Source organism: Mangrovimonas spongiae, from assembly GCF_003944795.1.
Lineage (GTDB): Bacteria > Bacteroidota > Bacteroidia > Flavobacteriales > Flavobacteriaceae > Mangrovimonas > Mangrovimonas spongiae.
The window spans coordinates 42667-56452 of sequence record NZ_RWBG01000003.1; the positions used below are offsets into that span (position 1 = coordinate 42667).

The window sequence follows — 13786 nt, forward strand, 5'->3', positions numbered from 1 at the left end:
TGCGTTTTGTCTTGAAAATATGAAAAAACCTACAGGTTAGTCAATCATTTCGAAACCTGTGTAAGGAATTAAAACTTCCGGTATTTTTATACCATTTTCGGTTTGGTAGTTTTCTAGAATACCAGCTAAAACTCTTGGTAATGCTAACGAGCTACCGTTTAATGTGTGTGCTAATTCTTTTTTACCTTGATTGTTTTTTAAGCGTAGTTTTAATCTATTTGCTTGATAGGTTTCAAAGTTTGATACAGACGAAATTTCTAACCAACGGTTTTGAGCTGTAGAGAACACTTCAAAATCGAAGGTAAGAGTAGCAGTAAACCCTAAATCGCCACCACATAATCGTAAAATACGGTATGGTAATTTTAAGTCTTGTAATAGGGTTTTTACATGTTTCACCATATCGTCTAAGGCTTGATAAGAATTTTCAGGCTTTTCAACTCTTACAATTTCAACTTTTTCAAATTGGTGTAATCTATTTAAACCTCTTACATCTTTCCCATAACTTCCTGCTTCTCGTCTAAAACATGGTGAATAAGCGGTATGTTTTATTGGAAGATCTGTTTCGTTTAATAATACATCTCTATAGATATTGGTAATAGGAACTTCGGAGGTTGGAATTAAGTATAATGTGTCTTCTGATACGTTATTGGCAATCTCATACATTTGGCCTTCTTTGTCTGGTAGTTGTCCAGTTCCGTAGCCTGAAGCTGTATTAATTAAAAAAGGCGGGATAATTTCTTCGTAGCCAGCATCAGCATTTTTATCTAAAAAATACTGTATTAAAGCACGTTGAAGTCTAGCACCTTTTCCTTTGTAAACAGGGAATCCGGCGCCTGTAATTTTTGAGCCTAATTCAAAATCTATTATGTTATATTTTTTGGCCAATTCCCAATGTGGTAAAGCTTTATCATGAAGTTTTGGAATATCTCCTTCTCTAAAAATTTCTTCATTGTCTTCATCAGACTTTCCGTTTGGTACAGACTCGTGTGGTACGTTTGGAATGGTGTATAACAAATCGTTCAATTGGTTTGAAATGTTATTTAACTCATCAGAAAGTATTTTAGATTCCTCTTTTAGGTTAGATGTTTTACTTTTTATATCGTTGGCTTTTTCTACTTCTCCAGATTTAAAAAGCATACCAATTTCTTTGGATAAGGTGTTAGATTCGGCTAAAATATTATCTAAACGTGTTTGCGTTTTTCTACGGTTTTCGTCTAATTGTAAGACATTGTTAATTGTTTCTGTAGCGTCTAAGTTTCTTTTTTTTAGAGCTTCAATAACATTGTCTTTATTTTCTCTAATGTATGGTACTTGTAACATGCTGTTTCTTTTGAGGAAATTTAAAAAGCAAAAGTAACAAGTTTTTAAATAAAAGTGTGTTTATTTTGAAGGTAATAACCAAGAACTATGTTTAAATGGTTTCCAGTTTACCGATGCTATATCAACATCGGAATTAATAAGCTTTTTGTATGGTTTACCGTTAACGCTAATTCTGCAAGAAACGTATACGGCAACATCTTTTCCTCTTTTAGCGTAATCTTGTTTTAAATGTTGTGCAAATTGCCAAATAACATCGGGTTTACTAGAGGCATGACGTTGTTGCTTTTTGGTTAGATAATCGTTTAGATTGATGTTTTCTCGTTTTAAGGTTTTTTTATCCTGAACCACATAACTGGCAACGCCTTGTTTAGAACGTAACATCATTCTCCAGGACATACGGTGGCCTTCTTCTGTCCAAAGGACATTGTCTTTAATAAAATGATGCCTTAATGGTAATGCCAATTGAACTAAAAAATGAATAGCAAATAAAGCTATTAGAGGTTTACTGTATGATGGTATAATGACTTCTCCTTTGTTATATAAAGGCTTCTTTTTTAAGAAAATGTTTCTAATAGTTTCTGGTGAAAAAAAGAATAGAGCAAATGCTAACGATAAATAAGGGAAAATGCCTACTTGAAATACGATAGAATTAAATAAATGGAAAAAAATAGAGGCGAAAAAAGCTAGTTTTCGTGTTGGTTTAAATAGTAATAATGGAATTACAAGTCCGTCAAATAAAATACCGCCGTAGGCAAGAAAATAATGTGCCCATTTTTGTTGAAGTAAATCGCCAATAATGTAGTAATGCTTTTTGGAAGCCATCATGAGCTCCATGACAGAGGTGTCTAACCAATCTGGGTATAACTTGGCAATAGCACCGTAGGTATACACAATAAACATTTGAATAATAAACACCCAACTACACCACTGTGGCATAGCTGTTTTTTTTAGACTTGGGTTTTGTTTTACATCTAGAGACAAATACCTGTTAGCAGGTTGAAATGCCATTATAGCGCTTAAAATTATTAAAAGATAGTAGTGGTTGTTATAAGACGATTTTTGCATAAAATATGTTCCTGCCCACATTAGGGTAAACATAATAGCACTAAATCTATATTTATAACCTAACATAATGAAAAGTCCAAAAATGCCCATAATTATATAATAGGCGTACATTATATGTTCTGGTAAAGGTTGTAGCCATTCAAATCCTATGAAAGAAAAGGTAAATTCGGGTTCGATTAGGGTTCTTTTTACCCAACCCGTAACAATGGCGCCTACCGATTCTAAAAAACAAAGCAGCCCAAAGATAATTCTAAAGACGATTAAAGGGCTATTATCTATATGTTTAAATAAGAAGTTATTCAAAATCTTCTATAAGCTTTAAAGCTGTTTTTTGATCTTCCTGTAGTTGTTGTTTTAAATCATCAACCGAATTAAATTTTTGTTCATCTCTAATTCGTTGAAGGATTTCAACAACTAATTTATGACTATAAATCGTTTTTTTAAAATTGAAAAAATGAATTTCTATAAATTGACTGTTTGTATTGTTTACCGTTGGGTTAGACCCAATATTCATCATACCATAAATCCATTCATCATCAATTAAAGATTTTACCACATAAACACCGTCTTTCGGAATAAGTTTGTAAGTTTCTTTAATAAACAGATTAGCCGTAGGAAATCCTATTTTAGTGCCCAGAGACTTGCCTTTAATAACTTCGCCAGAAAGCATATAGTTATACCCTAGGTATTTGTTAGCTGTTATAATATCGCCATCTATTAACGCTTTTCTAATTTTTGTAGAACTCACAGTTACTTCGTTAATATCTTGAGCGCTTATTTCTTCTACATCAAAGTTATATTTATTACCAAACACTCTTAAGTCATCAATATTAGCGGTACGATTTCTGCCAAAATGATGGTCATAACCGATAATTATTTTTTTTGTATTGAGGTTATTAACTAATATATCTAACACAAAATCTTCGGCGGTTAATCTGGAAAACTCTTTAGTAAATTCTTTTATCACTAAATAATCTAAACCTAGCTGGCGTAATATGCTGCTTTTCTCATCAATAGTATTTAGCAATTTAATATTAGTGTCTTTTTGAAGCACCATTCTTGGGTGAGGAAAAAACGTTAAAACGGTTGAACAAAGTTGATTGTCTTTAGCCGATTTAACTAATCGCTCAATGATTTTTTTATGCCCAATATGAACGCCATCAAAAGTTCCTATTGTAAGAACAGTTGGTTGGTTAAAAGTTATATGTTTTTGATGAATTATTTCCAAAGTGTATAAATGAAGAACAAAAATAAAAAAAGAGGATTGAATAACTTTCAATCCTCTTTAATAATATATAATTAAGTTGTATTTACTTTTTCATAAATCTTAAAGTAGCTTCGTTAGCTCCTTTAGAGATTTTTATAAAATACATACCATTGCTTAAGTTAGATGTGTTAATAGTTAAGTCGTTTTCGCTAGAAATAACTTTTTTAGAAATTACTTGTCCTAACATATTATAAATAGCATAGTTATCAGGTAAATTGCTATTGGTAGTTTTTATATTTAAAACATTACTTGTTGGGTTAGGGTAAATGCTAACATTATCTAGTGTGAAATCTTCAACACTTAAACTACTTAAAACATTAATAGTGTAATCTTCAACTTCTGCATCATGATCGTTAGCACAAGATGTAGGGAAAGCATTCCATTGTGTAGCTACACGCATTATTGTATTACCTAATACAGCACTGTTGGGTATGGTAATACTTAATGGAGAACCATCTGGTTGTCCATTAGACACGTTTTGAGCTACTCCTAAATTATACTCTTCCCCAGGGTCATTAAAACTACAATTCTGATTCCAGTCTATCCATACCATTGTTCCTACAGGGTAATCTCCGTCTGTATCAACATAAACGGTTAAGTCATAAGAGCTTTCTTGATTAACATCGGTTGATAATGAAGTAAAGTCACTATATCCAACATCTCCAAATGGTTGATTGTTTAAATTACTGATTGTATTAAATGACACACCAGTTACACCTGTAAAATAGCCATCAGTTTCATTACCAATTGAAGTACAAGGTCCAGCAGTGCCAGTTAATGTAAAGCAGGTTGTACTATCATTATTGCAAGCACGAGCATCACCAGATGCAGTGATAGAAACATTTAAATCGTGAGAACCTGTTGTAGGGGTTAATGTTTCTAGCGATACTAATTCAGATGCTCCAGCAGCTAGAGACCCTGTCCAGTTATAAGTAGATGAAGTGCCGCCATCAATATCATAGGTTATTGTTGCACTAGTTAAGGTACTAGTTCCCCAATTTGTTATTTTAATAATAGGGTTGACTTCGGTACCACAGGAAATGTTAGTGTTTTCGATTTCTACAGCTGCATCAGTAGCAACATCTGGCAATGGATCTGCACCATTGGAAGTAGCTAAAGTAGAACGATTAGTGAATGTTGCTAAAACAGCTTGAACTCGATCTTTTTGCCCTTGCGTAAAGGTATTCATACATGCATCATCAGTATAATCCATATAGTTTTCTATCATGTCAATAGTACCACATGAAGTGTGTCCTGTTGGACACCCGTAATTAGGTTCGTCTACTGCAGGAGTATCGTCAACTTCATCTCCAGGAACGGTGCAGCCTCCTTGGAAAGTATGATATAGTCCTAAATAGTGACCAACTTCATGAGTCATGGTTCTCCCTTTATCAAAAGGAGGGCTCAATTGAAAAGTTCCGTCATCATAATCAGAACTTCCAAAATAATTGTAAGAAGAACTTACGCCATCAGTATTTCCAGGACCGCCAGGAAATTGAGCATAACCTAAAATACCATTTAAATCACCTACATATTTAGAAGACCACATATTCATGTAAGAACTAGGATCCCAAGATGTTTGTGTTTTCCAATACTGCACATCACTTTGGTTAGTACCGTCTTGACAAATATTCACCCGATTAATTCCATTTGTTGGGCAGCCATCTGGAGTACGTTGTGCAAGTACAAATTCAACTTCAACATCAACACCGCCAACAGTGCTTTCGCCTGGTGTCCCAGTCATCATTCTATAGTCTTCGTTTAGTACTGTTACTTGAGATATGACTTGCGCATCAGTAATGTTAGGTCCAGAACCTATTGGTTCTCCATTATGTAATACATGGACAACTAAAGGAATTGTAATAACAACTCTGTTTTGATTTCGGTGAGTTGCATTATTATTTAATGCTTCAATTTTAGTATTTAATTGTTGTCTAAAGGTTTCAGAGCCCATCATATTAGGATGGGTTTCCAAAAGAGAAGCATTATAAGTATCTGTAAAGCACTTGTCAATGTTTAAACTTTTTTCTTGTGCATTGACAAAACTTGTTGTAAAAAAGAGTAAAACAAGTAATTTTAGTGTAATTTTTTCTTTCATTTTTTAGTTAATTAGTTTAATGTGTTAATAATTTAACAAATATATGAAAAAACACTAGTTTTATTGTGTGTTTAATAGTTATTTCCCATTAAAGGTATTCATTGTTATGCTTGAACCTGCTGTGCCAAATGATTTTATAAGCTCTATAGATGTTTTTAACCGTTCGTTAAGTTTGTCTTCCTCTTCGTTGGACCATTCACCTAAAACATAGTCTACTTGTCTACCTTTACTAAAGTTATCGCTAATTCCAAATCTAAATCGAGCATATTTAGTGGTGTTTAGTTTTTGTTGAATATCTTTTAGACCGTTATGTCCACCATCGCTTCCTTTTGTTTTTAACCTAATTGTGCCAAAGGGTAAGTTTAAATCGTCTGTTATTATAAGCAAGTTTTCTAAAGGAATTTTTTCTTTATTTAACCAATATAATACAGACTTGCCACTTAGGTTCATGAAGGTACTTGGTTTTAAAAGAATAAATTGTCTTCCTTTAAATTTGTATGTGGCTAAATCGCCTAATTTTTTGGTCTCGAAAGTGATATCTTCCTGTTGTGCTAGGTAATCTAATATTTTAAATCCAATGTTATGTCTTGTGTTATGATATTTTTCGCCAATGTTACCAAGGCCAACAATAAGGAATTTTTTCATGTTGTTTGTGTTTTCCTTTTTTGATATTTTTTTGAAAATATAGGAAAGGTAGTTACAGATTTTCAAAATAAGTTTTTTGTAAAAGTAAAAAAGCATCCTGAAAGTTCAGAATGCTTTTTTTATAAAAGTTGTTAAGAATGTTTATTCTTGAGCATCTCCTTCAGCTGGAGCATCACCCTCAGCTGCTGCTTCTGCACCTTCTTCTAACTCATCTTCATCCTCATCATCAACAGCAATAGCCATGGCTAATCTTGCACGTTTAATTTGACACACTACAGTGTTGTCTGTTTGCATGATGCGGTATAGTTCGTGTTGTAAATCGCCTACATAAAGTTTGTTTCCAATTTTTAAAGGAGTAATATCTACTTCTATAAAATCTGGTAAGTTTTTAGGTAGCGCTTTTACACGTAATCTACGTGAGTTTTTACGTAATACACCACCAGCTTTAACACCTTTAGAGTTTCCTACAAAATGAACTGGAACTTCCATAGTAATTGGTTTACCTTCATGAAGTTCGTAAAAGTCAATATGTAGTATAGCGTCGGTTACAGGGTGAAATTGGATGTCTTGCATAACACCTTGGTAAGTTTCACCATTATCTAGTTCAATTACAACTGTGTGTGCGTTTGGAGTGTAAACCAGTTTGTTAAACGCTACTTCGTCAGCTGCAAAATGTACTGGTGTGTCTCCTCCGTATAATACGCAAGGAACCTGTCCAGCATTACGTAAGGCTTTTGTTGATTTCTTGCCTACGCTTTCTCTTTTAGATCCGTTGATCGTAATTGATTTCATTATTCGTATTTATTAATTATTAATTACATTACAAATTTAGAACTTATTGATTGGTTATGGTGTACATTGTACATAACACTTGCAAAAAGTTCGGCGCAACTTAAAACGGTTATTTTGTTACTTTCTTGACTTAAAGGAATAGAATCGGTAACAATTAATTCTTCGAGTTGCGAGTTTTCTATTTTTTCGTAAGCATTTCCTGATAAAATAGGGTGTGTACAAATAGCTCTTACACTTTTTGCGCCACGTTCCATCATTAAATCGGCTGCTTTTGTTAGTGTTCCAGCAGTATCAACCATGTCATCTACTAAAACTACATTTTTACCTGTAACATCACCAATTAATTCCATATGAGAAATAACATTGGCTTTAGCACGTTGCTTATAACAAATAACAACATCACTTTCTAGAGCTTTAGAGTAGGCATATGCTCTTTTAGAACCACCCATATCTGGCGAAGCAATTGTTAAATTGTCTAACCCCATTTTTTGAATGTAAGGTAAGAAGATGGTTGATGCAAATAGATGATCTACAGGTTTTTCAAAGAACCCTTGAATTTGATCGGCATGTAAATCCATGGTTATTATTCTAGTTGCTCCAGCTGTTTCAAGCATTTTAGCGACTAATTTTGCTGCTATTGGAACTCTAGGTTTGTCTTTTCTATCTTGTCTTGCCCAACCAAAATAAGGCATAACAGCAGTAATGTGTCTTGCCGAGGCACGTTTTGCAGCATCTAGCATTAACAACATTTCCATTAAATTTTCTGAGCTAGGGTTGGTCGACCCTATGATAAATAATCTAGCGCCTCTAACAGATTCTTCGAAAGATGGCTGAAATTCACCATCGCTGTAAGTAGATGTTATTATTTTACCAAGATCTTCACCGTAAGCTTTAGCAATTTTTTCGGCTAAAACTTGACTTTGCGAACACGCAAAAATTTTGGCTTTGGTTTTAATCTTTGTCATTGATAATGTGCTGTTATAGAGTCAATAAAAATCTACTTGTTTTTAATGAGGTGCAAATTTATGAATTTATTTTATTTGTAAAAGGATAAAAGCCACTATTTTAATAGTTGGTAATAAATTATTTTATAATTTTGCAGTCCTTTTGCTCGAGTGGCGGAATTGGTAGACGCGCCGGATTCAAAATCCGGTTCTTTCGGGAGTGTGGGTTCGATTCCCACCTCGAGTACTTTAAACGAGCATAAAATTTTTTATGCTCGTTATTTTTTAGGCTAAACTTATTAAATAAACGGTCTCACGTTTTATACGATAGTAACATTAGTATTTAGAGCCAGGTTAGGGAGGCAAGAGATAATAAATGCTCAATCATAAAAATTGAAAGTTAGCACTAAAAGAAGAGTATTCAATATCCTTAATCCAGGACGATATTAGTTGTTAACTTTGGTAGAGAACCTTAGCAGACAGAGCCTATTTTGCAGAAAGATTAAAGTTAAAATCAACTTTAACGGTTTCTGAAACTTTATTTCGTACTATTTTAGGTATATCAATATTGAAATCTGATGCTGTTACTTTAAAAGTCCCCGAAAGTAAAATATTATCACCTTTTTTTGAAACAAGTACAGCAATATCCTTTAATTGTTTTGTTTTTCCATGAAATGTTAGTTCGCCAGAAATAGTTAATGTATGTGGCGTTTTAATTTTAGCCATTGAAAACTTTGTTATTTTTCCTTTAAAAGTAGCTTTAGGATAGATTTCCGATTCGGCGTAGTTTTCATTAAAATGCTCTTCCATTAAGGCGTTTTTAAACCGAAACCCTTTAACAAGTGCTAAAGCTGCAAACTCTCCATTGTTAGTGTTTAAAATGGCTGTTACACCATTATTTTTAGCTTTAACCTCCTCAAAAGAAGGGACAGAAGCTTCAAATTGAATAGTTCCTGTTTTGGTTAAAAATTTGGTTTGAGTATGCGCTGTGATGTATGTCGCAAAAAGCGCTATAAATAAAATTATCTTTTTCATTTTTCTTTTTTTTAGTTATTCGTTTAATCCATCGTCATCCCATTGAATAATAAGGTCGATTAGGTTTTGTGGTAATCTTTGTCCGCCAAAAGGCATTAAAAAACTGGGATCCTGAGACGATATTCTACCTATAAGGTTATTGTTTTCTACAGCAGATTTTACTTGACTATAAGTGGTTAAGGAAAGCGATGTGCCATTTGTTGGTGGATTGGAATGGCATGTTAAGCAATTAGTATCTATAATGGGTTTTACATGATTTGTATAAGTTACAACATCTTCAATAGGAATTTGATCTATAAGATCGTCTTCGCTAGTGTTTGTACAACTTAAAGCAGATATAGTAAAAAGTAGTATAACTAAATTCTTCATGATGTTTTGTTTAAAAGACTCTGCTTAAATTAAATCCAAAATAAATATCACCATCGCTCCAATCGCCAGTGGCTTGACTTAAAAACATATTGGTATTCATGGGTTGCGCGTTTGTAAAGTGCATTTGGAACACATGACCACCAGTTTCTAAATCGATACCAATAGATAACGGATTGTTAAAAGGGGCGTGTTTTGTTCGGTTAAAGTGCCAGCCATAGTCTAGGTTTAAAGACCATCGTTTTCCTAATTTATAGCGTCCGCCCAACCCCAAGGCAAATTGGGTGTTGTCCTGTTCGTTAATTACCACATAATTGTCATGAAAAATCGTAGGAGCTAACTCTAAAGAAAGTTTTTTGTTAAACTTTCTGGAAATTAGTGCTTGAAAAGTATACCCTAAACGATGTTTAAACTCTAATTTAGGTAAGTTATCTTTTTCCAAAGCTGTATTAATGTATATAGAGTTATAACCTACAATAGTGAAAGGGAAGCCTTGCGAAAATTGTTGTGTTAAGCGGTATTTTATAGCACCTTCGTAAATTTTTTGATAGGAACTTCTAGAAATACTAATGTTAAACGCATCAGAAATACCGTAAATAAAATTTAATCTGGTTACAGCATCGTCTAATCCAAAAAAGGTGTCAAAACCATATTTAATACTTCCAAACCGGTGTGCAACAATAAGTGTGAACTCTTTTTTGTCAACTAACTTGGTAGACTCAAAATTAACTACTTTTAAGCCTTTAAAAGTGGCTTCTACAACGTGGTTAGTTGTTACTGTAGAGTCAATTTCATTTAAGAGGTCTTCTTGCGAAAAACTCCCAAAACTAAGTGCTAAAAAGAATAGTATTGAAAACGTTAATTTCATGATTATTTTAATTCACCTACTACAAGTGTTTGCAGTAGGTGAGTTTGGTTTTTAGTGTATAACAACACGTTTTATAGATGTATTAAAATCCGATGAAATTTTAACTAAGTAAATGCCTTTTGTCCAATTAGAAACATTTACAGATATTGGATTGTTTGAATTTAAATTTTGCGTTAAAATTTGTTTTCCTAGAACATTATAAACTTCAAGATTCCCCGAATTAAAGTTTTTTATAAATGAAATATTCAACTCTGATGATGCGGGATTAGGACTTAGTGAGAAGGATTCTAACCCAAAATTTTCTGTGCTTAAATCTTCTACTACAGTAATGGTTCCGTACATATTAGAGTGTACGCCACATATATAGTCGTTTACACCTACTTGGGTAAATGTCCAAGAAAAGGATTGTCCTACGCCAGTTAAAAATCCGCTATCAAAACTTTCAACGGAATTGTCTGGATCGTTTTCAACAGTATGTGGTAAATCATCTGTCCAAGTCCAGATTACAGTATCTCCAACTTCTATGGTTAAATCGGAATCTGGGCTGTTAAAACCTGTTTCCCAATTTAAGTTATAAGTTGTTTGTGCGCTTAATGTCATTGCTGAAAAAATACATGCCAGCAGAAGTAATTTTGTTTTCATAATAAATGGTTTATTCGATTAATAGTTAATTATTATACATTGGTCTAATTTGACTTGTTCTAGCAAATCATCATAGCCTATAAAGCGTCCTTTAATAGTGATTTGGGTTAGTTTAGGTTGTTTTTCAAGGTTTTTAAACAGACAAACAATAGTATTATCGATAACAATTTCGTTGGGGTTAATTTCTGTGATAACACCAGAGACCTCTATGGTTTTATTGAGGTATTTTGATTGTGAAGAATTTGGGTTGATAGAGAACTCGTTAGCAACTTGTTTGGAGGTTAGTGTATGTTGAGCTTTTTCGGTTTCAATGTTTCGATGATTTTTAAAAACATAATTATACCCAATAACTGCCCCAACAATAAGAATGATAAGTATGACTCCAATTTTTTTCATTTGTAAAAGTTTTTAGTAAACTGCTCTGGTATGTTATGTAGCCAGAGCAGTTATTAACCAATTTAATGTGATTTGGAGCGTGGCAATTTTTCTTTTTTATGATTTTTCAAAAGTCAAGGTATCTGTGCCACCATTACCTCCACTTATGTCAATAAGATCTATTAAATTACTATTGTAAGTTGTAATGTCCCAATCGTCGTTTAAATCTTCAAAAGGGTGATTGTCATCTACAGGAAAGAAGATGTTAAAATCGATATCATTACTGCTGTCGTCGTTACTATTGCTGTTGGTTACCGACCAAGTTCCACTAATAGTATTGGAGCCATTGGTTGCGGTTAAGGTGCCATTGTTAGCAAAAGTGAATGTGTAACCATTAAAGTGGTTAGTTTCATCTATACCAGAATCTATAAAGCTTGTTACAGTCCAATTACCAGACATGGCTATGTTTGAAACGTCTTGAATGTTATTATTGTTTGGTACACCATCGTCGTCGTCAGATGAACAGGTGGAAGACATTAAAGAAAAGCTTAATAAAATAGCGATGCCGTAAAAAAGTTTGTTTTTCATAATGATTTATTTTAGGTTTTATTTGTTGTTAATTAATTACAATAATTTTCATATCTAATTCTATCTTCGCCTACCCTAAGGTCTATTTTAGTTTCGCCTGGCGGGCTATCAACTTCATATAAAATCCAGTCGTTATTACAATAAGGTAAAGAAGGGATATCTATAGATATAGTTATAGTACCATTGTTGTCAACTGTAGACCACGAACCATTATAGGTGTTACCAGAATAAGAAGCAGATAGTGTATTGTCGCTAAAAAAGTTGAATGTATATCCTGAATAAAGATCGTCGTAGTCGTTTCCATTTCTTTCTAGCTTATCAACCGTCCAATCTGAGCATCCTGTTAAAATGGTTGTAACATATGATGGAGAACAACCAATACAGTCGTCGTCATTATAATCGTAATCATCATCTTCATCACAATCATCTATATAATTTAGGATGGTGTTTTCTAACTCTGTGAGTGTATTTGCTGTTATGGTTGTGCTATCATTGGTAAGAATAAGGGTGATAGGAAACTCTAATTGCGCAACAACATCTGTACTTAGGGTACTTAAGAATGTATACATTTCATAATCGTTGGTAAATTCTACTGTGTAAATAAGTTCGTTACTTGTATTAAAAACAGAGACACCTAAAGGATATTGAAAGTCTATACATTCAATATCGTCATCAACTTCATTTTCGCCATTACAATTAGCAGCATAATTATTAAGTTCAGCTTGTGTGTTAACGGTAACTGTAGAATAATCTGGTAGTGTAATGTTTATGGGAAAGATAATTTCTAAAGTGTCATCATTACTTAAAGAATCGTCAAGAATGGCTTCTATTGTATCGTAGTCCGATTCTGTATTTACAGTTACGGTTATTTCATTTACAATAACGGTAACGGGTAATTGTATAGAAATGCAGTTTGCGTTATCTATAATGTTATCGTTCGAGCCATCATTCATGGCAACTCTAGACATAGTGTTGGTAACGCGTGATGATGGTGTTAAGGTATCATCATTAGGAGCTTCTACAAATTCTATCTCCTCTTTTCTACAAGAGGTTAAAATTAAAATAAAGCTTAACCAAAAAAGTAAATAATATGTTTTCATAACTAAAACTGTCTATGCGCTGTTTGTTAATAGAACAATTGAGAATTAAAAACTCCTGAAAAAAAATCTAAAAATATTTCTATACCTTTAGATTACTAATTGTGAAAACTTGAAAAAAGAACTAAAACAACATGTTTGTGAGGAATCGGTATTTGGTAAGGTTTATAACACCTACGCAAAAGACCTTTACGATTTTTTATACTACAAATATGGCGCGCATTTTAATCCCGAAGATAAAGTTCAGGATGCTTTTATAACACTTTGGAACAATTGTAAGAGTGTAAAGTTTAGTAAAGCTAAATCATACCTTTTTACAATTGCCAATAACTTAATACTAAACGAAATTAAGCACCAAAAAGTAGTCCTTAACTATAAAAAACGAGCGCCAAAATCTCACACAAATGAGACGCCGCAATTTCTTTTAGAAGAGGAAGAGTACTTAAAAAAGTATCAACAAGTTTTAGGAAATCTAAAAGAAGAACAACGTGTCGCCTTTCTATTAAATAAAGTAGAAGGGAAAAAACATAAAGACATTGCCGAGATGTTAGGCGTAACTCAAAAAGTTGTTGAGTACCGTATTTATAGTGCGTTTAAAGTTTTAAAAGACGAATTGGACAATTTTAAGATAAAATAATCAGGAGAAAAGCATAGTTAGTTGTTATATTATTGAAGATTAAACTA

General features: G+C 33.1%; 15 protein-coding genes and 1 tRNA gene. 2 read left to right on the plus strand and 14 right to left on the minus strand.

Going from position 1 to position 13786, the window contains the following annotated elements:
- Positions 1-36 precede the first annotated feature (36 nt).
- From serS to EJA19_RS07370, 7 genes are all read right to left on the minus strand, one after another.
- Positions 37-1320 (minus strand): serine--tRNA ligase, encoded by a 1284-nt coding sequence (gene serS, locus EJA19_RS07340; protein ID WP_125467718.1) that lies wholly within the window; start codon positions 1318-1320, stop codon positions 37-39.
- A 60-nt stretch (positions 1321-1380) separates the two neighbouring features.
- Positions 1381-2691 carry an HTTM domain-containing protein gene (locus tag EJA19_RS07345; protein WP_125467719.1) on the minus strand — a complete coding sequence of 437 codons (1311 nt, stop codon included), beginning with the start codon at positions 2689-2691 and terminating at the stop codon, positions 1381-1383.
- On the minus strand, positions 2681-3613 hold the full coding sequence (locus EJA19_RS07350) for a bifunctional riboflavin kinase/FAD synthetase (protein ID WP_394342049.1): 933 nt from the start codon (positions 3611-3613) through the stop codon (positions 2681-2683). The genes EJA19_RS07345 and EJA19_RS07350 overlap by 11 nt, the downstream gene beginning before the upstream one ends.
- Positions 3614-3695: 82 nt before the next feature.
- On the minus strand, positions 3696-5750 hold the full coding sequence (locus EJA19_RS07355) for a M43 family zinc metalloprotease (RefSeq protein ID WP_125467720.1): 2055 nt from the start codon (positions 5748-5750) through the stop codon (positions 3696-3698).
- A 78-nt stretch (positions 5751-5828) separates the two neighbouring features.
- Positions 5829-6395 (minus strand): aminoacyl-tRNA hydrolase, encoded by a 567-nt coding sequence (gene pth, locus EJA19_RS07360; protein ID WP_125467721.1) that lies wholly within the window; start codon positions 6393-6395, stop codon positions 5829-5831.
- 141 nt (positions 6396-6536) lie between these two features.
- Positions 6537-7187 carry a 50S ribosomal protein L25/general stress protein Ctc gene (locus EJA19_RS07365; protein ID WP_125467722.1) on the minus strand — a complete coding sequence of 217 codons (651 nt, stop codon included), beginning with the start codon at positions 7185-7187 and terminating at the stop codon, positions 6537-6539.
- A 23-nt stretch (positions 7188-7210) separates the two neighbouring features.
- Positions 7211-8152: a ribose-phosphate pyrophosphokinase gene (locus EJA19_RS07370; protein WP_125467723.1), complete on the minus strand. Its 942-nt coding sequence runs from the start codon at positions 8150-8152 to the stop codon at positions 7211-7213.
- Between the two features lie 144 nt (positions 8153-8296).
- On the opposite strand from EJA19_RS07370, the gene EJA19_RS07375 reads away from it, so the two are divergent.
- Positions 8297-8378 (plus strand) — tRNA-Leu (locus tag EJA19_RS07375).
- Between the two features lie 239 nt (positions 8379-8617).
- On the opposite strand, the gene EJA19_RS07380 is transcribed toward EJA19_RS07375, so the two are convergent.
- The 7 genes from EJA19_RS07380 to EJA19_RS07410 form a co-directional block, all read right to left on the minus strand.
- Positions 8618-9166 carry a YceI family protein gene (locus EJA19_RS07380; RefSeq protein WP_125467724.1) on the minus strand — a complete coding sequence of 183 codons (549 nt, stop codon included), beginning with the start codon at positions 9164-9166 and terminating at the stop codon, positions 8618-8620.
- Between the two features lie 15 nt (positions 9167-9181).
- Positions 9182-9535 carry a hypothetical protein gene (locus EJA19_RS07385; RefSeq protein ID WP_125467725.1) on the minus strand — a complete coding sequence of 118 codons (354 nt, stop codon included), beginning with the start codon at positions 9533-9535 and terminating at the stop codon, positions 9182-9184.
- A gap of 10 nt (positions 9536-9545) precedes the next feature.
- Positions 9546-10400, minus strand: coding sequence for a DUF5777 family beta-barrel protein (locus EJA19_RS07390; RefSeq protein ID WP_125467726.1), 855 nt, complete (start codon positions 10398-10400; stop codon positions 9546-9548).
- A 51-nt stretch (positions 10401-10451) separates the two neighbouring features.
- Positions 10452-11042: a T9SS type A sorting domain-containing protein gene (locus tag EJA19_RS07395; RefSeq protein ID WP_125467727.1), complete on the minus strand. Its 591-nt coding sequence runs from the start codon at positions 11040-11042 to the stop codon at positions 10452-10454.
- Positions 11043-11060: 18 nt separating this feature from the next.
- Positions 11061-11438 (minus strand): OB-fold protein, encoded by a 378-nt coding sequence (locus EJA19_RS07400; RefSeq protein ID WP_125467728.1) that lies wholly within the window; start codon positions 11436-11438, stop codon positions 11061-11063.
- 96 nt (positions 11439-11534) lie between these two features.
- Positions 11535-12005: an META domain-containing protein gene (locus tag EJA19_RS07405; protein ID WP_240640239.1), complete on the minus strand. Its 471-nt coding sequence runs from the start codon at positions 12003-12005 to the stop codon at positions 11535-11537.
- A 32-nt stretch (positions 12006-12037) separates the two neighbouring features.
- A complete protein-coding gene (locus tag EJA19_RS07410; RefSeq protein WP_125467729.1) occupies positions 12038-13105 on the minus strand; it encodes a hypothetical protein in 1068 nt (355 codons plus the stop codon).
- Between the two features lie 109 nt (positions 13106-13214).
- Between EJA19_RS07410 and EJA19_RS07415 the strand changes: the two genes are divergently transcribed.
- Complete coding sequence (locus EJA19_RS07415; RefSeq protein WP_125467730.1) at positions 13215-13739, plus strand: RNA polymerase sigma factor; 525 nt, start codon at positions 13215-13217, stop codon at positions 13737-13739.
- Positions 13740-13786 lie beyond the last annotated feature (47 nt).